The 20,592-nt window shown below is 71.4% G+C and carries 21 protein-coding genes; 11 read left to right on the forward strand and 10 right to left on the reverse strand.

Translation table 11 applies throughout. The features are described 5' to 3' along the window. Nucleotides 1-5 precede the first annotated feature (5 nt). Complete coding sequence (locus tag AB0J46_RS09160; RefSeq protein WP_364328531.1) at nt 6-401, forward strand: SSI family serine proteinase inhibitor; 396 nt, start codon at nt 6-8, stop codon at nt 399-401. Nucleotides 402-443: 42 nt separating this feature from the next. Here the strand turns inward: AB0J46_RS09160 and AB0J46_RS09165 are convergent, their stop codons facing one another. Further along, nucleotides 444-1,907: an amino acid permease gene (locus tag AB0J46_RS09165; RefSeq protein WP_364328534.1), complete on the reverse strand. Its 1,464-nt coding sequence runs from the start codon at nt 1,905-1,907 to the stop codon at nt 444-446. Nucleotides 1,908-1,997: 90 nt separating this feature from the next. Between AB0J46_RS09165 and AB0J46_RS09170 the strand changes: the two genes are divergently transcribed. Then, nucleotides 1,998-2,636: a DedA family protein gene (locus AB0J46_RS09170; protein WP_364328536.1), complete on the forward strand. Its 639-nt coding sequence runs from the start codon at nt 1,998-2,000 to the stop codon at nt 2,634-2,636. Here the strand turns inward: AB0J46_RS09170 and dxs are convergent. After that, complete coding sequence (gene dxs / locus AB0J46_RS09175) at nt 2,581-4,464, reverse strand: 1-deoxy-D-xylulose-5-phosphate synthase (protein WP_364329603.1); 1,884 nt, start codon at nt 4,462-4,464, stop codon at nt 2,581-2,583. The two genes, AB0J46_RS09170 and dxs, sit on opposite strands and share 56 nt — an antisense overlap. 149 nt (nt 4,465-4,613) lie before the next feature. Here dxs and AB0J46_RS09180 point away from each other — a divergent pair, with 149 nt between their 5' ends. Genes AB0J46_RS09180 through AB0J46_RS09190 form a run of 3 tightly spaced genes read left to right on the forward strand, consistent with a single transcriptional unit; the run spans nt 4,614 to nt 7,153 of the window. Continuing rightward, complete coding sequence (locus AB0J46_RS09180; RefSeq protein WP_364328538.1) at nt 4,614-5,501, forward strand: neutral zinc metallopeptidase; 888 nt, start codon at nt 4,614-4,616, stop codon at nt 5,499-5,501. 53 nt (nt 5,502-5,554) lie between these two features. Further along, complete coding sequence (locus tag AB0J46_RS09185; protein WP_364328540.1) at nt 5,555-6,367, forward strand: neutral zinc metallopeptidase; 813 nt, start codon at nt 5,555-5,557, stop codon at nt 6,365-6,367. Between the two features lie 36 nt (nt 6,368-6,403). Continuing rightward, on the forward strand, nt 6,404-7,153 hold the full coding sequence (locus tag AB0J46_RS09190; protein ID WP_364328542.1) for a neutral zinc metallopeptidase: 750 nt from the start codon (nt 6,404-6,406) through the stop codon (nt 7,151-7,153). On the opposite strand, the gene AB0J46_RS09195 is transcribed toward AB0J46_RS09190, so the two are convergent. From AB0J46_RS09195 to AB0J46_RS09210, 4 genes are read right to left on the reverse strand one after another with little or no spacing between them, the layout of a single operon-like run. After that, nucleotides 7,150-8,355, reverse strand: a complete 1,206-nt coding sequence (locus AB0J46_RS09195; protein WP_352325906.1) for an ROK family transcriptional regulator — start codon at nt 8,353-8,355, stop codon at nt 7,150-7,152. The two genes, AB0J46_RS09190 and AB0J46_RS09195, sit on opposite strands and share 4 nt — an antisense overlap. Before the next feature lie 35 nt (nt 8,356-8,390). Continuing rightward, a complete protein-coding gene (locus tag AB0J46_RS09200) occupies nt 8,391-9,653 on the reverse strand; it encodes an ABC transporter permease (protein WP_364328545.1) in 1,263 nt (420 codons plus the stop codon). Next, on the reverse strand, nt 9,650-10,414 hold the full coding sequence (locus tag AB0J46_RS09205; RefSeq protein ID WP_364328548.1) for an ATP-binding cassette domain-containing protein: 765 nt from the start codon (nt 10,412-10,414) through the stop codon (nt 9,650-9,652). The genes AB0J46_RS09200 and AB0J46_RS09205 overlap by 4 nt, the downstream gene beginning before the upstream one ends. 60 nt (nt 10,415-10,474) lie before the next feature. After that, on the reverse strand, nt 10,475-11,593 hold the full coding sequence (locus AB0J46_RS09210; RefSeq protein WP_364328551.1) for a substrate-binding domain-containing protein: 1,119 nt from the start codon (nt 11,591-11,593) through the stop codon (nt 10,475-10,477). A gap of 230 nt (nt 11,594-11,823) precedes the next feature. On the opposite strand from AB0J46_RS09210, the gene AB0J46_RS09215 reads away from it, so the two are divergent. Continuing rightward, the gene (locus AB0J46_RS09215) at nt 11,824-12,138 is read left to right on the forward strand and encodes a hypothetical protein (protein ID WP_364328554.1); all 315 of its coding nucleotides are present in this window, start codon (nt 11,824-11,826) and stop codon (nt 12,136-12,138) included. A 27-nt stretch (nt 12,139-12,165) separates the two neighbouring features. Here AB0J46_RS09215 and AB0J46_RS09220 read toward each other — a convergent pair whose 3' ends face one another. Beyond that, entirely contained in the window at nt 12,166-13,005 is an 840-nt protein-coding gene (locus AB0J46_RS09220; protein WP_364328557.1) for a hypothetical protein, read from the reverse strand. Between the two features lie 49 nt (nt 13,006-13,054). Between AB0J46_RS09220 and AB0J46_RS09225 the strand changes: the two genes are divergently transcribed. Further along, nucleotides 13,055-13,594 carry a DinB family protein gene (locus tag AB0J46_RS09225; protein ID WP_364328560.1) on the forward strand — a complete coding sequence of 180 codons (540 nt, stop codon included), beginning with the start codon at nt 13,055-13,057 and terminating at the stop codon, nt 13,592-13,594. A gap of 9 nt (nt 13,595-13,603) precedes the next feature. Here AB0J46_RS09225 and AB0J46_RS09230 read toward each other — a convergent pair whose 3' ends face one another. Next, on the reverse strand, nt 13,604-14,293 hold the full coding sequence (locus AB0J46_RS09230) for a sulfite exporter TauE/SafE family protein (protein ID WP_364328563.1): 690 nt from the start codon (nt 14,291-14,293) through the stop codon (nt 13,604-13,606). A 153-nt stretch (nt 14,294-14,446) separates the two neighbouring features. On the opposite strand from AB0J46_RS09230, the gene AB0J46_RS09235 reads away from it, so the two are divergent. Then, on the forward strand, nt 14,447-14,755 hold the full coding sequence (locus AB0J46_RS09235) for a hypothetical protein (protein ID WP_364328566.1): 309 nt from the start codon (nt 14,447-14,449) through the stop codon (nt 14,753-14,755). A gap of 129 nt (nt 14,756-14,884) precedes the next feature. Further along, complete coding sequence (locus AB0J46_RS09240) at nt 14,885-15,169, forward strand: neutral zinc metallopeptidase (RefSeq protein WP_364328569.1); 285 nt, start codon at nt 14,885-14,887, stop codon at nt 15,167-15,169. Here the strand turns inward: AB0J46_RS09240 and AB0J46_RS09245 are convergent. After that, nucleotides 15,106-15,786 carry a TetR/AcrR family transcriptional regulator C-terminal domain-containing protein gene (locus AB0J46_RS09245; RefSeq protein WP_364328572.1) on the reverse strand — a complete coding sequence of 227 codons (681 nt, stop codon included), beginning with the start codon at nt 15,784-15,786 and terminating at the stop codon, nt 15,106-15,108. The two genes, AB0J46_RS09240 and AB0J46_RS09245, sit on opposite strands and share 64 nt — an antisense overlap. 69 nt (nt 15,787-15,855) lie before the next feature. On the opposite strand from AB0J46_RS09245, the gene AB0J46_RS09250 reads away from it, so the two are divergent. Both AB0J46_RS09250 and AB0J46_RS09255 read left to right on the forward strand, forming a co-directional pair. Beyond that, entirely contained in the window at nt 15,856-16,770 is a 915-nt protein-coding gene (locus AB0J46_RS09250; protein WP_364328575.1) for an ATP-binding cassette domain-containing protein, read from the forward strand. Nucleotides 16,771-16,784: 14 nt separating this feature from the next. Then, complete coding sequence (locus tag AB0J46_RS09255; RefSeq protein ID WP_352325919.1) at nt 16,785-17,579, forward strand: ABC transporter permease; 795 nt, start codon at nt 16,785-16,787, stop codon at nt 17,577-17,579. A gap of 153 nt (nt 17,580-17,732) precedes the next feature. Here AB0J46_RS09255 and acnA read toward each other — a convergent pair whose 3' ends face one another. Continuing rightward, nucleotides 17,733-20,462, reverse strand: coding sequence for an aconitate hydratase AcnA (gene acnA / locus AB0J46_RS09260; RefSeq protein WP_364328579.1), 2,730 nt, complete (start codon nt 20,460-20,462; stop codon nt 17,733-17,735). Nucleotides 20,463-20,592 lie beyond the last annotated feature (130 nt).

A 20,592-nucleotide genomic window follows, 5' to 3' on the forward strand; every position in this document is an offset into this window, starting at 1 on the left:
TAACCATGATGCGAGCAGTCGGCACGATCGCTCTGTGCGGAGCCCTCGTGCTGGGCGCGTCGTCGCCCTCCCTGGCGGCGGCGCCCCCCACCCCCAAGGTCGTCCTCAAGGTCACCATGGCAGTGAAGAACGGCCCCACCAAGGGCGCCTGGCTCAACTGCAGCCCCGACGGCGGCACCCACCCCTCCGCCCACGCCGCCTGCGAGCTCCTGCGCAAGGTGAAGGGCGACCCGGCCAAGATCAACGTCTCGCCGAAGGCGGCCGCGGCCTGCGGCAAGGAGGTGGAGCCACGCGCCGTCATGATCCTCGGCAAGTGGTACGACAAGACCGTCAAGTGGGGCAAGGTCTACACCAACGCCTGCACGATGAAGGCGGGCCTCGGAACGCTCCTGGCGATCTGAGCGGGTGAGGGGGGCGGGCGGCCGGCCCGCCCCCCTCGCGCGTCACCGGCCGGGCACGGCGCCCCGCCTGCTGTGCCGGTAGCCGTAGGCGAAGTAGACGACCACGCCGATGATCATCCAGACTACGAACCTGAGCCAGGTCTCCAGCGGCAGGTTGAGCATCAGGTAGAGGCAGGCCAGCACCGACAGGATCGGCAGCAGCGGCACCATCGGCACCCGGAAGGCCCGCTCCAGGTCGGGCCGGGTGCGCCGGAGCACGATCACGCCGACGGACACCACCATGAACGCGAACAGCGTGCCGATGTTGACCAGCTCGGCCAGCTCCCCGAACGACACGAACCCGGCCAGCGCCATGGTCACCAGGCCGATGAGGATGGTGAGCCTGGCGGGCGTGCCGAAGGTCGGGTGGACGACGGCCAGCCGGCGCGGCAGCAGGCCGTCGCGGCACATGGCGAACAACACCCGGGTCTGCCCGAGCAGCAGCACCAGCACCACGGTCGTCAGACCGGCGATGGCGCCCACGCTGATGATGGCGGCCAGCCAGGGGTGGCCGACGGCGGTGAACGCGTCCGACAGCGGCGCGCTCGTGCTCAGCTGCTTGTACGGCTGCATGCCCACCACGACCAGCGAGACGGCGACGTAGAGGATCGTGCAGACGGCCAGCGAGCCGATGATGCCGCGCGGCACGTCGCGCTGCGGGCGCACGGTCTCCTCGGCGGCGGTGGCCACGATGTCGAAGCCGATGAAGGCGAAGAACACGATCGCCGCGGCCGAGAAGATGCCGATCACGCCGAACGCGACGGGCGTGACCCCGAACAGCACCTGGATCAGCGGCGCCTTCAGCCCCTCGACCCGCGGCGAGGCCACCGGCTCGGGGATGAAGGGCGTGTAGTTGGCGGCCTTGACGAAGAACAGCCCGGCCACGATGACCAGCAGCACCACCGTGATCTTGGTGATCACCAGGATCAGGTTGACCCGCGAGGAGATCTTGATGCCGGCCACCAGGATCGCGGTGAGGATCAGCACGATGGCCACCGCGGGCACGTTGACCACGGGATCGTCGCCCGCGATGGAGGCCGGCAGGTGGATGCCGACGGAGTCGAGCATCGAGGCGAAGTAGCCCGACCAGCCGACCGACACCACGGCCGCGGCCAGCGCCAGCTCCAGGATCAGGTCCCAGCCGATCACCCAGGCGGGGAACTCGCCGAGGGTGGCGAAGGAGAAGGTGTAGGCGGACCCGGCCACGGGGATGGTCGAGGCGAACTCGGCGTAGCACAGCGCCGCCAGTCCGCACACGACGGCCGCCACGACGAACGAGACCGCGACCGCCGGCCCGGCCACCTCCTTGGCCACCTGGCCGGTGAGCACGAAGATCCCGGTGCCGACGATCACGCCGATGCCGAACACCATCAGGTCCATGGCGGTCAGGCGTTTACGCAGCTGATGCTCGGGAGTTTCGGTGTCGCGGATCGACTGTTCGACGCTCTTCGTGCGAAAGATGTCCACGATCAGCGATCCTTCCCAGACCCTCCGTGATCATGCGCTCGCGCCGGGCCGGCCGGTGAAGCGCCTCGTCGGGGGTAGCGGACCCGCATCATGGTGGACGACCTGCTGGACGCGCTGGCCGGTCAGGACGTGGCGGTGGTGCTGGCGCTCGTCCTGGTCTTCCTGACGCTGGACGCCTCGGTCGGGATCGGCCTGATCACGCCGGGCGACGGCCTGCTGCTCGTCGCGGGCGCCACGTCGGGCAGCGTGCCGGAGACGCTGGCCCTGATCGGCACCGGCGTGCTGGCCTGCCTCCTGGGCGCGACGGGCGGCCACCGCCTGGGCCGCCGGTACGGCCCCCGCCTGCGCAACAGCAGGCTCGGCCGGCGCGTCGGCGAGGAGCGCTGGACCCGGGCGGAGCAGATCCTGCGGCGCAGCGGCTGGGCGCTGGCCCTGGCCTACTTCCTGCCGGTGGTGCACGCGCTGACGCCGGCCCTGGCGGGCGCGGTGGGCATGCCCTACCGCCGGTTCATGCCGTGGGCCCTGCTGGGCAGCACGGCGTGGGTGAGCACGTACATCGTGCTGGGGGCGGTGGCCGGGCAGATGGCGCGGCGGGAGGCGGGCCTGCTGCTGCCGGCGGCGGCCGCGGCGGTGGTCGTCATGCTGGCGATCACCGCCGTGGTCCGCCGGGTGCTCAACGGCGGACCGGCTGCTCCACGCGGGAGGTCCGCTTCGCGACGGCCTCGGTGATCTGGCGCGCGAGGTCCTGGCCGGTCAGGCCGATGCGGCCGAGGATCGCGGCCCGCTTGGCGTGGTCGAGGAACTCCTGCGGGATGCCGAAGGTGCGCACCGGGACGTCGACGTCGGCGTCGCGGAGCAGGCGGGCCACGGCGTCGCCCACGCCGCCCACGCGGCCGTTGTCCTCGACCACGGCGACCAGCTTGTGGGCGCCGGCGGCCAGCGTCAGCGCCTCGTCGAGCGGCTTGACCCAGCGTGGGTCGACCACGGTGGCCGAGATGCCCTGCGCGTCGAGCAGGACGGCCGCCTCCATGCACACGTGCGCCATCGGGCCGACGCCCACCAGCAGCACGTCCGGCTCGCCCTCGGCGGCCCGCAGCAGGTCCATCTCGCCCAGGCGGCCCACGGACTCCAGGGGCTCGGCCACCGGGCCCTTGGGGAAGCGCAGCACGGTCGGCCCGTCGGAGACCTCGACGGCCTCGCGCAGCAGCTCGGTGACGCGGTCGCCGTCGCGCGGCACCGCGATCCGCAGGCCGGGCACGACCTGGAGGATCGACAGGTCCCACATGCCGTTGTGGCTGGCGCCGTCGTCGCCGGTGACGCCGGCCCGGTCGAGGACGACGGTGACCGGCAGCCGGTGCAGGGCGACGTCCATCAGGAGCTGGTCGAAGGCCCGGTTGAGGAAGGTGGCGTAGACGGCCACGACCGGGTGCAGGCCGCCGAGCGCCAGGCCGGCGGCGCTGGTCAGCGCGTGCTGCTCGGCGATGCCGACGTCGTAGATGCGGTCGGGGAAGGCGTCGGCGAAGGCGTTGAGGCCGGTGGGGTGGAGCATGGCCGCGGTGATGGCGACCAGGTCTTCGCGCTCCTTGCCGAGCCTGACCAGCTCCTCGCTGAAGACGTTGGTCCAGATGCGCGGCTTGGGCTTCTCGGCGCCGGTGGCGCGGTCGAAGGCGCCGGGCGAGTGGAACTGGTCTTCGTCGTGGTTCTCGGCGGGGGTGTAGCCGCGGCCCTTCTGGGTGAGGGCGTGGACGATGACCGGGCCGCGGAAGGCGCGGGCCTTGCGCAGCGCCGCCTCCATGGCCTGCTCGTCGTGGCCGTCGATGGGGCCGACGTACTTCAGGCCGAGGTCCTCGAACATGACCTGCGGGGCCAGGACGTCCTTGACGCCCTTCTTGAAGCCGTGGAGGGCGTCGTAGAGGACGGGAACGTTCCCGAGCTTGTCCTTGACGTATTCGAGCATGTCCTCGTAGCGGCGGTTGACGCGCAGCGAGGACAGGTGGGAGGCCAGGCCGCCGATGGTCGGGGAGTAGGAGCGGCCGTTGTCGTTGACCACGATCACGACGGGCAGGTCCTTGATCGCGGCGATGTTGTTCAGCGCCTCCCAGGCCATGCCGCCGGTGAGCGCGCCGTCGCCGATCACCGCGACGACCGTGCGCTCGCGGTCGCCGCGCAGCTTGAACGCCTTGGCCAGGCCGTCGGCGTAGGACAGCGCGGTGGAGGCGTGGGAGTTCTCGACGAAGTCGTGCTCGGACTCGGTCTGGCTCGGGTAGCCGGACAGGCCGCCCTCCTGCTTGAGCGCCTCGAAGCCGGCCGCGCGGCCGGTGAGCAGCTTGTGCACGTACGCCTGGTGGCCGGTGTCCCAGATGACCGGGTCGCGCGGGGAGTCGAAGACGCGGTGGACGGCGATGGTGAGCTCGACCACGCCCAGGTTCGGCCCGAGGTGGCCGCCGAACCTGGCGCAGGCGTCGACGAGCAGGTCACGGATCTCCCCCGCGAGCCGCGGCAGCTCATCGACAGCGAGCCGTTTGACGTCGTGCGGTCCCTCTATCGAGCCCAGCAACCCGCTCACGGATGCGACTCCCCTCTGCCTCGTTCGCCGTCTGTTCCTTTTCGACGACGCAGAAGAGTCTAGTTCGCCGACGTCTCGCTGACTCCATCGAGTCAAATCCACCCACTTATGTCCGATCTTGACCTAGTCTTTCCGGACATATGAACTCCCTCCCTAAAGGCAGGATCGCGGCCCTGGTCGCCGCGGCTCTCGCACTCACCATGGCCGCCGCCTCCCTCGTGCTCGTGCTTTCCGACGTCGCCACGACCTCGGCCGAGCGTGCGCCGGTCAGCCAAGGCCAGAAACTCGCTTCATCGCCCGCCGCGGCCCGCGCCGGCGCCGGCGCGCCCGGCGGCCTGGCGCAGGCCACGGCCAACGCCCTGTACCGGACCGGCAGGCTCGCCGATGTGAACTGCGCGCCGGGCGCGCTGCCCGCGGGCAGCATGATCGCCTACCGCCGCTTCCTCACGCGGGTGACGAACTGCCTGAACAAGGCGTGGGCGACGCAGTTCCGCAAGGCCCGCATGCCGTTCGGCAAGCCGCGGCTGCGGATCATCACCAAGAAGGTCAGGACGCCCTGCGGCGCCTGGAACACCGGCGCCGACGGCGTCTACTGCTCCACCGACCGCACGATGTACCTGCTGATCACCCGCGCCCAGCTCCGCAACCCGTTCCCGCTGGGCATCAGCCGCCTGATCGCCCACGAGTACGGCCACCACGTCCAGCAGGCCTCCGGCATCTGGAACTACTACTGGACGGCCAGGAACACCGCGGGCAAGGCGGCTCGCCTCCAGCTCTCGCGCAAGTCCGAACTGCAGGCCGAGTGCTTCTCCGCCGTCTTCATGAGCACGATGAAGGGCACCGCCCTGGTGAACCAGTCCGACTGGGACTACACGGTCCAGTGGTTCTACAAGAACGGCGCCAAGGGCTGGCCGCAGAACGACCACGGCAAGGGCCCGACGCAGGCGGCCTGGATGACCAGGGGCTTCAACCGGGGCGCGCCGGGCGCCTGCAACACGTGGGCGGCGGCTGCACGAAACGTCCAGTGACGTCTGGCATTTCCGCTTTACCTTGATCTCTCTCTTTTGTAGTGTGCCTTCCCATGCGTACCCCCCGATTGGCGATCATTGCCGGAGCCCTGGCGAGCGTTTTCGTCGCCGGTACGGCCCACGCGGCCGTGGCCGCCCCGGCGAGCAAGCCGGTCCTGACGAAGAACCCGATCTACAAGACCGGCCGGCTCGCGCTCAGGACGTGCGAGGAGCCGCCGGTCCGGTCCGGGACCGAGGACGAGGCGCGGGTCTACTTCGAGGCGGTGCTCGAATGCCTCGACAAGGCCTGGGCCCCCAAGCTCAAGCAGGCGGGCTTCGCCTTCAGCAAGCCGAAGTTCCAGGTGATCACCAAGCTGGGCGCCCCCACGGGCTGCGGCGGCTTCCCGGGGGGCGCGCAGGCGCTGTACTGCCCGGTCAACAAGACGATGACCCTCCTGCTCAGCCCGAACGTCGTGGAGGAGCCGTCGGACCCGGTGCTGATGCTCGTGGTGGCCCACGAGTACGGCCACCACGTCCAGAAGCTCACCGGCATGCTCCGGCACAACAAGCGCGGCGAGTACGTCCTGGACAACCCGCGGAACCTGGAGCCGGTGCGCCGTACCGAGCTGCAGGCCGAGTGCTACGCCGGGGTGTTCATGGGCAGCGTCTGGGACTCGCTGGGCCGTAGCCAGAAGGAGTTCGACTCCCTGCTCAAGGGCACGCACGACCCGGCCGACCTGAGCGCGCTCGGCGTGAAGACGCGCTCCTCGGCCGACCTGAGCCACGGCTCGGACGCCAACGTCGCGTGGTGGCTCAAGCGCGGCTTCACCGGCAAGTCGGCGGGCTCCTGCAACACCTGGGCCGCGCCCAAGGGCAAGGTCAGCTAAGCCAAACTCGTACAAACTCCTCTAAGATCCGCGATCGTGCGCATTCCCCTCATGGCGCTCGCCATGTGCATGATCGCGGTTCTGCTGTCGCCGGCTCCGTCGGCCGCGGCCGGCCGCCCGGCGCGAGGGGGATTGTCGGCCGCGCCGGTCGTCTCACGGGAACGCCTGGCCTGCGCCGTCCCCGCCATCAGGGCGGGCAGCGCCGCCTCGCTCAAGTCGTTCCACCGGGCCATGGCCAGGTGCGCCGACCGGTTCTGGGCCGGCCGGTTCGCGGCCGCGGGCCTGACCTACACCCCGCCCGAGGTGACCGTCACCACCGGCGGCGACTCGGTCTGCGGCCGGATCACCGCCAACGGCGCGCAGTACTGCCCGCTGCAGCGCACGATCGTCATCCGCGTCATGAAGCACGACCTGGACGACCCGTTCCGGATGAACATCGCGCACTCCGTCGCGCACGAGTGGGGACACCACGTCCAGGAGCTCACCGGCGTGCTGGACGCGCAGAGCGCCCTGTACCAGCCCGCCTCCACGGGGGCCCGCACCCTGCTCAGCCACCGGCTGGAGATGCAGGCCGAGTGCTTCGCCGGCGTCTTCTACAGCGCCGCGCTCACCTCGATCAAACCCGACGTCACCTGGCGCGACTGGCTGGACGCCGTCCGCCGGGCGGACTACAGCAAGATCCACGGACGCCCGCGCAACCTGGCCTACTGGCAGAACCGCGGCTACCGCGACGGCTCCGCCGCCGCCTGCGACACCTGGACGGCCCCCAGGGCCCGGGTGCGCTAGGAGCTGACCCTGGCCAGCACTTCCAGCGGGTCGGCCAGCACGTGGGCGAAGGCCAGCTCGGCCGCCCCGACCAGGGTCACGTGGTCGCCGAGCGCCGACGTGCGCAGCCGGACGTGCTCGCGCTGGGGGGCCATGGCGTGCAGCGCCAGCCGGGTGCGGACCTGCGCCGCCGAGCCGAGGTAGACCTCCCGCAACATGCCGCCGAAGATCACCATCTCCGGGTTGAAGATGTTGACCAGGTTCGCCACGCCGAGCCCCAGCCAGTCGCCGACCCGGCTCAGCGCCTCCTGCGCGACGATGTCGCCCCGGTCGGCCGCGTCGACCACGGCGCGGACCGCGTCGCGGCCGTGCTGGCCGGGCCCGAAACGGCCGGCCAGCTCCAGCAGCGCCCGCTCCCCCACCTCGGCCTCCAGGCAGCCGTGCGAGCCGCAGGAGCACTCGCGCCCGCCGGGGTTGACGACCATGTGGCCGACCTCGCCGCCGTAGCCGTCGAAGCCGCCGAGCAGGTGGCCGCCGGTGATGATGCCGCCGCCGATGCCCACGTCGCCGTGCAGGCAGATGAGGTCGCGCACGCCCACGCCGAGGCCCCGGCTGTGCTCGGCCAGGGCCGCCAGGTTGGCGTCGTTGCCCACGCTGACCGGCAGCCCGAGGCCCAGCCTGCGGCCCAGCTCCTCGCCGAACGGCACGTCGTGGGCCATCAGGTTGGGCCCGAACGTCACCACGCCGTCGCCCTTGCGCACCCCGCCGGACACGGCGGCGGCGGCGCCGACGCACACGGTGTCGTCGCGCGTCTTGCGCCGCATCTGCCTGGCGAACCCCGACAGCACCCCGGCCAGCTCGTCGAGGGCGAACCTGCCCCGGTCGCGGGTGGTCTCCCTGCGGTCGAGGATGACGCCGCCCAGCCCCACCCGCGCCGCCACGAGCCGGTCGGGGCCCACGTCGAACGCGAACACGTAGACGCGCGCCGACTCCGGGCGCACCACCAGCGAGGGCCGGCCGGCCCGGCCGGTCTCGCGCGGCAGTTCCTCCCGCACCAGCCCGGCGGCCGTGAGGTCGGACGTCAGCGCCATGATGGTGCTGCGGTTGAGCCCCATCTTCGAGGTCAGCTCGGCGCGCGAGATCGGCCCGCCCAGGTGGACATGGCGAAGCAGCGCGCCGAGATTGTGGCGCCTGATGTCCTCCTGGGACGGTCCGGCACGCATCGTCTGGGGTTCCTTCAGGGGCTGCGGGTCGCTGATCACCTTAGACCAGCAGCAGCCGCCCGCTTGCGCGCCAGGGCGTCGACGCCCGCGGCGAGCAGCAGCACGCACCCGGTGACCAGGTACTTCACGCTCGCACCGTAGCCCATCAGGCCCATGCCGTTCTCGATCACGGCCACCACGGCGCCGCCGAGCACCGCGTCGAGCACCCGCCCCTTGCCGCCGAACAGGCTGGTGCCGCCGATGACGGCCGCGCCGACCGCGTACAGCAGCACCGAGCTGCCGCCCGTGTTCGGGTCGACCGAGCTGGCCCGGGAGGCGGCCACGATCCCGCCGACGGCCGCCATCGCGGAGCAGATCACGAACGCCGCGATCTTGATGCGGTCGACCGGGATGCCCGCCCGTCGCGCGGCCTCGGTGTTGCCGCCGACCGCGTACAGGTGCCGGCCGAACGCGGTGCGCCGCAGCACCAGCGTCCAGACCACGAGCAGCACGAGGATCACCGGCACCACGATCGGCACGCCGGTGAGCGAGACCAGCGCGGGGTTGCGGCTGCGCTCCAGGTTGAGCACGTAGACAGCGAGCCCGCCGAGCAGCGCCAGGGCGCCCACGCGGGCCGCGATCAGCGACAGCGGGTCGGCGACCAGGCCGCGCGCGAACCGGTTCCTGGCCCGCAGGAGCTGCACGGCCGCGAAACCCGCCACGCACACCGCGTACAGGATCCAGCCGAGCAGCGGCGGCAGGTTCTTGTTGGCGACGGCGACGATCACGCTGTCCCGGACCGAGATGTTCGTGCCCTCGTTGACCAGCACCAGGACCAGGCCCTGGAAGGCCAGGAAGGCGGCCAGCGTGACCACGAACGACGGTATGCCGACCTTGGCCACCAGCGTGCCCAGGACGATGCCGATGAGCACGCCGGTGGCGATGGCGGCCAGTACGCAGACGTACCAGGGCAGGCCGAAGGTGGCCAGCGTGACGGCGAGCACCGCCGCGCAGACGCCGCTGGCGAAGCCGGCCGACAGGTCGATCTCGCCCAGCAGCAGGACGAACACCAGGCCCATGGCGATGAGCGTGATGCTCGCGCCCTGGGTGAACAGGTTGGCGAAGTTGATCGAGGTGACGAACGCGGGCCGGGCCAGGGCGAAGACCGTGCAGAGCACGATCAGGCCGAGCACGGCGGGCAGCGCGCCCATGTCGCCGCCCCGGACGCGCTCCCAGTACGCCCGCACGCTGTGCGCGATGGACGGGGACTGCGCGGCGACGACGACGGCCTCGCCCGGGAGTTCCTTGACCTTGCTCATGAGGTGACCCCGTTCTTGAGGCCGAGTTCGCCGCTGCGACCCGAGGTGATCAGTTCGACGACCTGGGCGTGCGTCACGTCGGCGGTCTTGACCTGGGCGGCCATCCTGCCGAGGTAGAGCGCCGCGATCCGGTCGGAGACGGCGAACACGTCGTTCATGTTGTGCGAGATGAGGACGACCGCCAGGCCCGTGTCGGCCAGCCTGCGCACGAGTTCGAGCACCTGCGCCGTCTGGGCCACGCCGAGGGCCGCGGTGGGCTCGTCGAGGATGACGACCTTGCTGTTCCACAACACGGCCTTGGCGATCGCGACGGTCTGCCGCTGGCCGCCGGACAGGCTGGAGACCTGCTGCCTGATGGACTTCACCGTGCGCACGGACAGGCTGCTGAGCGTCTTCTCGGCCAGCTCCTCCATGCTGTCCTCGTCGAGCAGGAAGCCGTTCTTGCGTTCCCTGCCGAGGAACATGTTCTGGACGATGTCGAGGTTGTCGCAGAGCGCCAGGTCCTGGTAGACGATCTCGATGCCGAGCTCGCCCGCGTCCCGGGGGGTGTGGACGGCGACCTGGCGGCCGTCGAAGAGGATCTGGCCCGAGTCGATGGGGTAGATGCCGCCGATGCACTTGACCAGCGTCGACTTGCCGGCGCCGTTGTCGCCGACGAGCGCCGTGACCTCGCCGGGGTAGGCGGAGAACTCGACCTCGTGCAGCACCTTCACCGGACCGAAACTCTTGTCGATCCCGCGCACTTCGAGGAGGGGGGTCATGGGGCTCCCTAAAGAGGGGCGCGGCCTCGCGCCGGTGGCACCCGGCCGCGCCCGTCCATGCTATTGAATTCCGGCCTCAGTGCACTTCTTGGCGAAGTCGGCGGTGCAGAGCTCCTCCTTGGTGACGTAACCGTCGGCCACGACGTCCTTGACGTTGTCGAAGGTGATGGCCTGCGGCTCCAGCAGCTCGGAGGGCACGTCCTGGCTGGTCTCGGGGTCCTTGACGCTGGCGCTCGCCGCGGGCTTGTCGCCCTTGGCCAGCGCGACGGCGAGCTTGGCCCCGGCGTCGGCCTCCTTCTTGACCGCCTTGTAGACCGTCATGCACTGGTCGCCCGCCAGGATGTTCTGCAGGCCCTGGACGGTGGCGTCCTGGCCGGTGACCGGCACCTTGCCGTTGAGGTTCTGCTTCTTCAGCACGGTGATGGCGGCGTTGCCGAGGCCGTCGTTGGCGGCCAGCACGCCGGCGATCTTCGGCTGCTGGGTGAGCATCTGCTCGAAGATCGTCCCGGCCTGGGTGTTGTCCCAGTCGGGCACGGCCTGGTCGGGGCCCTTGACGTACTCGCCGGCGTCGAACTTGGGCTTGAGCACGCCGTCGTAGCCGTTCTTGAACAGGGTCGCGTTGTTGTCGGTCGGCGAGCCGTTCAGGTAGGCGACGATGGGCTTGTCGGCCTTCTTGTCGGCCAGGCACTTGCTCAGGCCCTCGCCCTGGAGCGTGCCGACCTTGGTGTTGTCGAAGCTGACGTAGTAGGCGGCGCCGCCGCCCAGGGTCAGGCGGTCGTAGTCGATGGTGGCCACGCCCTGCGACTTGGCCTTCTCGATCACGGCCTTGCCGCTGCCGCTGTCCAGGTTGACGATCATCAGGACGGTGGCCCCGTTGGTGATCATCTGGTCGGCGATGGTCTGGAACGCCGTCTTGTCGTTCTGGGCGTTCTGGATGTCGTACTGGACGCCGGCGGCCTTGAACGCCTCTTCCAGGTACTTGCGGTCCGCCGTCTCCCAGCGCGCCGACGACTTGCTGTCCGGGAGGATGACGCCGATCTTGCCGGCCTTCGCGGGCTGCGTCGCCGAGGCGGAGGAGGTGGCGGTGGTGCCGGTCTGACCGCTGTCGCCCCCGCAGGCGGTGAGACCGAGGGCGAGCGTCGCTGCCGCGGCGGTCAGGCTGAGGATCCCCTTGCGCATGATGCAGGGTCCTTTCTTCCGGAGGGGCCCGGATGAATGTTGTTTGCGGCAACGTATTCCGCCACGGCCTGCTTTGGAAGACCCTTCCGTCCGGCAGTTTGTTGTTTCCGGTAACAATCCAGAAACGTGGGGGCGCAGAATGGTAACGGAGAGTAACTATTCAGTTACTATGAGTGACGGGCGAGGCGCGTGAGGATGGAGAGGCCCTCGAAACGAAAGGAACCCCGCCCATGCGCCACCGTGCCCGCCTGACCGCGCTGAGCCTGGCCCTGGCCTCCGCGGCCGTACCGCTGCTCGCGCCCCTGCCCGCCCAGGCCGCGACCGGTCAGGTCGTCGTCTTCCAGGTCGAGCCGCTGCCCCTGGAGATCTACAACGACCCCGGCGGCTGCACGAAGCTGCCCGCCGCCGCGCACGTGCTCAACAATCAGACCGATCAGGTCGTCCGCATCTACGGCGACCCGTTCTGCTTCGGGTCGTCCGTCGCGGTCCGGCCCGGCTACGGCAGCCACGTCCCGGCGGGGTCGGGAAGCTTCTCCGTGGCATAGCCGATCCTCGTGCGCGCCGACCAGGCGTCAGCGGCGTGGGGTGTACGGAGCCAGCGCCCCGAGGTCGACGTCCGCGTCCGGCCAGCGCCGCCGGACCGCGGCGGCCACCTGGCGGCACCACCCGGCCATCTGGGGCAGCGCCCCTTCTGCGGTACAGGCGGCGGCCTCCAGAATCGCGACGAGCTGGGCCCGGCTGTCGTCCCCCGCCGGGCGGCCGTCAAGCATGGCCAGCCGGGTCAGCCGGGCCAGCGCGTACGACACGCACGCCGCCGCCGGCCCCCTGCCGTAACGCCCGTCGTCCTCGGCCTGCGGGATCCCGGCCGCCAGCGCCTGCCGGTAGGCCTCCCCCTCGGCCGGACCGCCCAACGACAGCCAGCCCGGGCCCGGCACCCCGAGCAACGACGGCATCCCCGACTCGCGCTGCCTGGCGACCCGGCCGAGCCGGTCGGCGGCCGGATCGACCGGCCCGAGCGCGGCACGCCGCCGGTAGTACGCCTCCGCGTGGCCCGCGGTGATCGCGCCGAGCTCGCCCCGGGCGCGGGCGGCGGCCGTCAGCCGGTCCGCGTGCGCCCCGGCGCCGTGGCGGCGCAGCAGCCCGTCGAGCGCGGTCCGCGGCGCGAGGTCCTCCAGCACCAGCCGGCCCTCCCCCAGGTCGACGGCCAGCACGCGCGGCGCCAGGGCCGCCCCCAGGCCCTCCGACAGGAACCGCAGGGCGGCCGCCTCCGTGCGCAGCCGCCACGGCTCGTCGCGGGCGCGTGAGGCGTGCGGCCCGGTCCACTTGATGATCACGGTCTCGTCGCGGTCGGTACGGGCGCGGGCGACCCGCCACGGCTCCAACCTGGTCCACTCCACCACGTTGATCACCATGCGAGCGTACAGAAGGGCCGGGGATCGCCCATCGCTAGACTGCCCGACCATGACCGAATTCGACGAGCAAGGACGCCCCGAACCGCCCTTCATGGGCGACGAGACCGAGACCCTCCTGGGCTTCCTCGACTTCCTGCGGGCCACCCTGGAGTGGAAGTGCTCCGGCCTCGACGCGGCGGGCCTCGGCGCCACCACCGCCGCCTCCCCGATGACGCTCGGCGGCATGCTCAAGCACCTGGCCTACGTCGAGGACCACTGGTTCTCCCGCCGTCTGCACGGGAACGACCCGCACGCCCCCTGGGACACCGTCGACTGGACGGCCGACCCCGACTGGGACTGGCACTCCGCCGCCCACGACTCCCCCGACGAGCTGCGGGCGCTCTGGCGGGACGCGGTGGCCCGCTCCCGCGCCCTGACCGCCGAGGCGCTGGCCTCCGGCGGGCTCGACCAGCCCGCCCAGCGCCCCTGGCCGGACGGCCAGCGCCCGCACCTGCGCTGGATCCTCGTCCACATGATCGAGGAGTACGCCCGGCACAACGGCCACGCCGACCTCATCCGCGAGTCCGTCGACGGGCAGACCGGCGAGTAGCCCGGCGGATCAGGCCAGCAGGCTCTGCGCGATCAGGGCCAGCGCCGAGGCGGTCGCCACGACCAGGACGGCCGTCCGCACCTTGCCGCCGTCCAGGTAGCGGCGCAGCGGCCGCGACGCCAGGAAACCCAGGATCATCGGCACGATCAGGGCCGCACCGGTGACCAGGGCGCGGGCGGGCAGGTGGCCGACGAACGCCAGGATGGCGATCGACTGCGCGGCGCTCAGGAAGAAGAACATCGCCAGGGTGGCCCGGATCTGCGGCCCCTTGGCACTCTGGTACGCCAGCGCCAGGGGCGGGCCGCCGATGCCCGTGGCGGTGCCGGTGATCCCGGACACGAAGCCCGCGCCGGTGATCGTCGCGCCGTTGCGGACGATGCTGACCGTACGCGCGGTGAGCCCGACCGCCAGCAGCACCATCGCCCCGACCAGCACGCCGAGCGCCTGGACGGAGACGTACACGACGATGACGGCGCCGACGGCGCTGCCGGGGACCCGGCCCAGCAGCGCGAACCCGAGCCCTCGCCAGTCCACCCGCCGCCACTCGGCGGCCAGCGTGAACAGCGGCAGGGTCATGTTGACCACCTGGATCGCGCCGGGCATCAGGCTGTGGTCGAGCATCGTCAGCACGGGCGCGGCCACCAGCCCCAGCCCGAACCCCACACTTCCCTGCACGACCGCACCCAGAAATACCGCCATACTCCCGACAAGCAACACCAATCCCGCATCACTCACGCCGAAAGTCAACCACCCTCACCCAGCGTCACCCCTGATGGACAGCCCCACCGGGCGAGCGGGGTGTGAGGGCGAGGGCGGGGTGCGGGGGCGAGGTGCGTTGGTCGGGGAAGCTCTATGCTGCTCACCGTGCACTCCCCCGCTCCGCGTGCCCTCGTCGCCCTCGCCGCACTGTCGGTGCTGGCGGTCGTCCTTCAGGCCGGGCCCGTTGAGGCCGTCGCGGCGCCGAGGCTCGGCCGGTCGGTGTGCCCCGAGACGCCGATGAGCTCAGGCGGGATCCCCAGGAGCCGCGAATACCTCACAGCGCTTCTGAAGTGCCTGGACAAGTCGTGGTCCGCCCATTTCAGGCGCACCGGCCGGACGTTCCGCAAGCCCGTCGTCCGCTACTACGACGAGCCGGTGTGCGAGGTGTGCGGGTTCGCCTAGCCCGAGCACGCGGCGGCCTTCTACTGCATCGGCCGCGACACCCTCGTCTTCCCGCTGACCGGCGCCTGGATCGAGGGCCGCACCGACCTCTACCCGTTCAAGGTCGCCGCCCACGAGTACGGACACCACGTGCAGAGCCTCCTCGGCGTGCGCAAGGGCGCGCAGAGCCGGCGCTACGAGCTCCAGGCCGACTGCCTGGCCGGCGCGTTCCTGGGCAGCGTGTGGCCGTCGCTGGGCCGTACCCGGCAGGACTGGACGGCGCTGCTCGACGCCACCAGGGCCGCCGGCGACGAGGGCGAGGAGCACAGCCACGGCACGGGCGCCAACCGGGTGCGCTGGCTGGAACGCGGCTACCGGGCGGTCTCGCCGGCGGCCTGCGACACCTGGTCGGCCCCCGCCTCGCAGGTCTCCTGACGGTCGAGGCGGCCCTGCATGCCGTCGAGGATGAGCCGCAGCCCGTCCTCGAACGAGCGCTCCCCCTGCGGGTCGCCCACCTCCGCCAGCCCGGCCGTCAGCCGGGGGTGGGCCCGCTGGAAGGCGGCCATGTCCGGCATGGCGCCGTCGGCGTCCGGCCGGGTCCGGTCGGCCTGCTCCTCCAGCACGAACCCGGCGACGTACACGCTCGTCGCGAACAGCCCGCGGACGGCGTCGCCCACCGCGAACCCGGCCGACTCCAGGGCCACCACCGACCGCTCCACCACCTCGAACAGCACCGGTGACGGCCGGGTGCCGGCCACCAGCCGGGCGCCGTCGCGATAGGAGTTGAGCATCGCCCGGTCGCGGTGGGCGTGGTCCCTCATCCACTCGCGCCAGGCGGCGGGCTCGGTGAGCGCGGGGCGGGTCAGGTGGGCGGCGGTCATCGCCTCGGCCATCGCGTCGAGGAGCTCCTGCTTGTTCTTGAAGTGCCAGTAGAGCGCGGGCGCCTGCACGCCCAGCTCGCCCGCGAGCCGCCGCAGCGTGAGCCCGTCGAGCCCGGTCTCCTGCAGCAGCCGCAGCGCCGCGGCCACGATGATGCCCTTCTCAAGTGCCACGGTTGACAGCTTAACAACGTTCAATGCATCCTCGACGCGTTGGATTTAACACCGTTAAGGAGCCTCGCGATGATCTGCGCGGAAGGTTTGCGTAAGCGGTACGCGGCCACGGAGGCGCTCAGGGGCATCGACCTCGACGTCCCGGCCGGCACGGTGTGCGGGCTGCTCGGCCCCAACGGGGCAGGCAAGACGACGACCGTGCGCATCCTGGCCACCCTGCTCCGCCCGGACGGCGGCCGGGCCGAGGTCGCCGGGCTCGACGTGGTGCGCGACGCGGCCCGGCTGCGCTTCCGCATCGGCCTGGCCGGCCAGCACGCCGCCGTGGACGAGCTGCTGACCGGCCGGCGCAACCTGGAGCTGTTCGGCCGCCTCTACCACCTGTCCAGGGCGCGGGCCAGGAGCAGGGCCGAGGAGCTGCTGGAGCGGTTCGGGCTGGCCGCGGCCGGGCGGCGGCTGGTCAGGACGTACTCGGGCGGCATGCGGCGGCGGCTCGACCTGGCCGCGAGCCTGATCGTCGCGCCGCCCGTGCTGTTCATGGACGAGCCGACCGCGGGGCTCGACCCGCGCAGCCGCCGCGAGCTCTGGGACGCGCTGCGCGACCTGGTCCGCGAGGGCACCACGCTGCTGCTGACCACCCAGTACCTCGACGAGGCCGACCACCTGGCGGACCAGGTCGTGGTGCTGCGCGAGGGCCGGGTCGCGGCGGCGGGCTCCCCCGGCGCGCTCAAGAGGCAGGTCGGCGGCGACCGGGTGCAGATCGTCTTCCACGACCCCGGCGACGCGGCCGCGGCCCTCCGAACGCTGGGGACCCCAGCCGACCCCGCCTTCGAGCCGGGCGGGACCCGGGTGACGCTGCCGGCGCCCGACGGCGCCCAGTCGCTGGTCCGCGTCGCCCGCGCCCTCGACGTGGCCGGGATCGCCGTCGAGGATCTCGCGCTCCGCCGTCCGACGCTCGACGAGGTCTTCCTCCACCTGACCGCATGACAGGAGCCACGAGCATGAACCTGCGCTGGACCGTCACCGACTCCCTGACCATCGCGGGCCGCACGTACTCGCGGTGGAAGGCCCAACCGGGGGAGATCGCCGGGTTCCTGGTCTTCCCCATCATCATGACCGTGCTGTTCGGGTACGTCTTCGGCAGCGCGATCACCCTGCCCGGCGGCGGCGACTACCGCAGCTTCCTGATGCCGGGCATCTTCATGCAGGTCATGGCCATGACGGCGACCGCGGCCGCCACGGCGGTGGCCGAGGACATGGAACGCGGGATCATCGACCGGTTCCGCGCGCAGCCCATCGCCCGCAGCGCCGTGCTCATCGGCCGCAGCGTGGCCGACCTGTCGATGCACCTGATGTCGCTGGCCGCCATGGTCGCGGCGGCCGTACTGCTGGCCGGCTGGCGTGCGCACGGCTCACCGGGCGAGACGGCGGCGGCGTTCGGGCTGCTGGCGCTGTTCGGCCTGGCGATGATCTGGGTGGGCACCTGCATCGGCCTGTACGTGCGCAGCGGCACGCAGGCCGACGCCGCCACGTTCGGCTGGCTGTTCCCGATGACCTTCCTGGCCAACACGTTCGTGCCCACCGAGGGCCTGCCCGCCTGGCTGCGGCCGGTGGCCGACTGGAACCCGATGAGCGCGACTGTGGCCGCCGCCCGCCGCCTGTTCGGCAACCCGACCTCGGCCGGGTCGGTCTGGCCGCTGCAACATCCGGTCGCGGCGAGCCTGCTGTGGTCGGTGGCGCTCATCGCCGTCTTCGCCCCGCTGGCGACCCACCGATACCGCACGTCCAGCCGCTGAGACGCCGCTGGACAGCGGAGAGCCGCCCGGCGGAGGGTGTTCCGCCGGGCGGCTCTCACGGGTCGGGTGAAACCCCCGATGCGGGCGCGTGAGGATCCGCGCCCCGTCCCCGGCCCGCGTCCGGCTCTTGACCGGGCACGGGCGCAGGAAGTTCTACTTGGCCAGCAGCGAGCGCAGGACGTACTGCATGATGCCGCCGTGCCGGTAGTAGTCGGCCTCGCCGGGCGTGTCGATGCGGACGACCGCGTCGAACTCGACGTCGCAGGCCTTGACGTGCACGGTGGACGGGATGCCGCCGCCGTTGAGCGCCTCGACGCCGGTGATGTCGAACGTCTCCTCGCCGGTCAGCCCGAGCGAGGCCGCCGTGGCGCCCTCGGGGAACTGCAGCGGGAGCACGCCCATGCCGATCAGGTTGGAGCGGTGGATGCGCTCGTAGGACTCGGCGATCACGGCGCGCACGCCGAGCAGCGCGGTGCCCTTGGCCGCCCAGTCGCGCGAGGAACCCGAGCCGTACTCCTTGCCCGCCAGCACCACCAGCGGCGTGCCGGCCTCGGCGTAGTTGACCGAGGCGTCGTAGATGAACGACACCGGGCCGTCGGGCTGGGTGAAGTCGCGGGTGTAGCCGCCCTCGGTGCCCGGCGCGATCTGGTTGCGCAGGCGGATGTTGGCGAACGTGCCGCGGATCATCACCTCGTGGTTGCCGCGCCGCGAGCCGTAGGAGTTGAAGTCGCGCACCTCGACGCCGTTGGCCTGCAGGTACTGGGCCGCCGGGGTGCCGACCTTGATCGAGCCGGCCGGGGAGATGTGGTCGGTGGTGACCGAGTCGCCGACCTTGACCAGCACGCGGGCGCCCGAGATGTCGGTCACCGGCTCCGGCTTCTCCGGCATGCCCTCGAAGTAGGGGGCCTTGCGCACGTACGTGGAGGACGGGTCCCACTCGAAGGTGTCGCCGGTCGGGATCGGCAGCGAACGCCAGTGGTCGTCGCCCTTGAACACGTCGGCGTAGTCGCGCTCGAACATGTCGCGGCCGATCGAGGAGTTGACCACCGCGGCGATCTCCTCCGGCGCGGGCCAGACGTCGCGCAGGAACACCGGCTGCCCGTCGGAGCCGAGGCCGAGCGGCTCGTTGTCGAGGTCGATGTCCATCGTGCCGGCCAGCGCGTACGCCACCACGAGCGGCGGCGAGGCCAGGTAGTTCATCTTGACGTCGGGGTTGATGCGGCCCTCGAAGTTCCGGTTGCCGGACAGGACCGCGGTGACCGCGAGGTCGTTGGCCTGGACGGCGTCGGAGATCTCGGGGGGCAGCGGGCCCGAGTTGCCGATGCAGGTGGTGCAGCCGTAGCCGACCAGGTTGAAGCCGATCTTGTCGAGGTACGGCTGCAGCCCGGAGCGCTCGAAGTAGCCGGTGACGACCTGCGAACCCGGGGCCAGCGAGGTCTTGACCCACGGCTTGCGGGTCAGGCCCTTCTCGACGGCGTTGCGGGCCAGCAGCGCCGCGCCGAGCATGACGTACGGGTTGGAGGTGTTGGTGCACGAGGTGATCGCGGCGATCGACACGATGCCGTGGTCGATCTCGAACGACGTGCCGTCGGCCAGCGTGACCGGGACCGGCTTGTGCGGCCGGCCGCCGTCGGCGCGGGCGTTGGAGGCGGGCGCGTCGGAGGCCGGGAAGGACTCCTCGCCCTCCTCGTCGACGCCGTCGGCCACGTAGTTCTGGACGTCGCGACGCCAGGCGTCCTTGGCCGCCGACAGCTCGATGCGGTCCTGCGGGCGCTTGGGGCCGGCGATCGACGGGACGACCGTGTCGAGGTCGAGCTCGATGTACTCGGAGAAGACCGGCTCGGGGCCCTGCGGGTCGAGCCAGAGGCCCTGGGTCTTGGCGTACGCCTCGACCAGCGCGATCTGCTCCTCGGAGCGGCCGGTCAGGCGCAGGTAGTCGACGGTCTGGCCGTCGATCGGGAAGATGGCGCAGGTGGAGCCGAACTCGGGGCTCATGTTGCCGATCGTGGCCCGGTCGGCCAGCGGCACGAAGGAGACGCCCTCGCCGTAGAACTCGACGAACTTGCCGACCACGCCGTGCTTGCGCAGGATCTCGGTGATCGTCAGGACCAGGTCGGTGGCGGTGGCGCCGGCGGGCAGCTTGCCGCTGAGCTTGAAGCCGACCACGCGCGGGATCAGCATGGAGATCGGCTGGCCGAGCATGGCGGCCTCGGCCTCGATGCCGCCGACGCCCCAGCCGAGCACGCCGATGCCGTTCTCCATCGTGGTGTGGGAGTCGGTGCCGACGCAGGTGTCGGGGTAGGCCTTGCCGTCGCGGATCATGACGACGCGGGCCAGGTGCTCGATGTTCACCTGGTGGACGATGCCGGTGCCGGGCGGCACGACCTTGAACTCGTCGAAGGCCGTCTGGCCCCAGCGCAGGAACTGGTAGCGCTCGCGGTTGCGCTCGTACTCGCGCTCGACGTTGCGCCGGAAGGCGTCGGGGTGGCCGAAGTAGTCGACGATGACGGAGTGGTCGATGACCATCTCGGCGGGCGCGAGCGGGTTGATCCTTGCGGCGTCGCCGCCCAGGTCGCGCACGGCCTCGCGCATGGTGGCCAGGTCGACCACGCAGGGGACGCCGGTGAAGTCCTGCATGATGACGCGGGCCGGGGTGAACTGGATCTCCACGCTGGGCGTCGCGGCCGGGTCCCAGCCGCCGAGCGCCCGGATGTGGTCGGCGGTGATGTTGGCGCCGTCCTCGGTGCGGAGGAGGTTCTCCAGCAGGATCTTCAGGCTGTACGGGAGGCGTGCGGCGCCCTCGACGGCGTCAAGCCGGAAAATCTCGTACGACGCGTCGCCGACGCGTAGCGTGTCACGGCTGCCGAAGCTGTTCGCGGACACGGTGATTCGCCTCCTCCATCAGACAATTGCTCAGTTGAATCCTGCCGCACCCACGGAACGACACGTACGTTAGGTCAACCTAACCTGCGGGGCTCGCGGCGGATGTCTCGACGTCAAGATATTACTACGG

This window comes from Nonomuraea sp. NPDC049758, from assembly GCF_040674635.1.
Lineage (GTDB): Bacteria > Actinomycetota > Actinomycetes > Streptosporangiales > Streptosporangiaceae > Nonomuraea.

Excerpts from the sequence above, each read along its gene's own strand:
- AB0J46_RS09160 (WP_364328531.1), top strand. The coding sequence starts at position 6 with ATGATGCGAGCAGTCGGCACGATCGCTCTGTGCGGAGCCCTCGTGCTG.
- AB0J46_RS09170 (WP_364328536.1), top strand. The coding sequence starts at position 1,998 with ATGGTGGACGACCTGCTGGACGCGCTGGCCGGTCAGGACGTGGCGGTG.
- AB0J46_RS09180 (WP_364328538.1), top strand. The coding sequence starts at position 4,614 with ATGAACTCCCTCCCTAAAGGCAGGATCGCGGCCCTGGTCGCCGCGGCT.
- AB0J46_RS09185 (WP_364328540.1), top strand. The coding sequence starts at position 5,555 with ATGCGTACCCCCCGATTGGCGATCATTGCCGGAGCCCTGGCGAGCGTT.
- AB0J46_RS09195 (WP_352325906.1), bottom strand. The coding sequence starts at position 8,355 with ATGCGTGCCGGACCGTCCCAGGAGGACATCAGGCGCCACAATCTCGGC.
- AB0J46_RS09200 (WP_364328545.1), bottom strand. The coding sequence starts at position 9,653 with ATGAGCAAGGTCAAGGAACTCCCGGGCGAGGCCGTCGTCGTCGCCGCG.
- AB0J46_RS09205 (WP_364328548.1), bottom strand. The coding sequence starts at position 10,414 with ATGACCCCCCTCCTCGAAGTGCGCGGGATCGACAAGAGTTTCGGTCCG.
- AB0J46_RS09210 (WP_364328551.1), bottom strand. The coding sequence starts at position 11,593 with ATGCGCAAGGGGATCCTCAGCCTGACCGCCGCGGCAGCGACGCTCGCC.
- AB0J46_RS09215 (WP_364328554.1), top strand. The coding sequence starts at position 11,824 with ATGCGCCACCGTGCCCGCCTGACCGCGCTGAGCCTGGCCCTGGCCTCC.
- AB0J46_RS09220 (WP_364328557.1), bottom strand. The coding sequence starts at position 13,005 with ATGGTGATCAACGTGGTGGAGTGGACCAGGTTGGAGCCGTGGCGGGTC.
- AB0J46_RS09225 (WP_364328560.1), top strand. The coding sequence starts at position 13,055 with ATGACCGAATTCGACGAGCAAGGACGCCCCGAACCGCCCTTCATGGGC.
- AB0J46_RS09230 (WP_364328563.1), bottom strand. The coding sequence starts at position 14,293 with ATGGCGGTATTTCTGGGTGCGGTCGTGCAGGGAAGTGTGGGGTTCGGG.
- AB0J46_RS09235 (WP_364328566.1), top strand. The coding sequence starts at position 14,447 with ATGCTGCTCACCGTGCACTCCCCCGCTCCGCGTGCCCTCGTCGCCCTC.
- AB0J46_RS09250 (WP_364328575.1), top strand. The coding sequence starts at position 15,856 with ATGATCTGCGCGGAAGGTTTGCGTAAGCGGTACGCGGCCACGGAGGCG.
- AB0J46_RS09255 (WP_352325919.1), top strand. The coding sequence starts at position 16,785 with ATGAACCTGCGCTGGACCGTCACCGACTCCCTGACCATCGCGGGCCGC.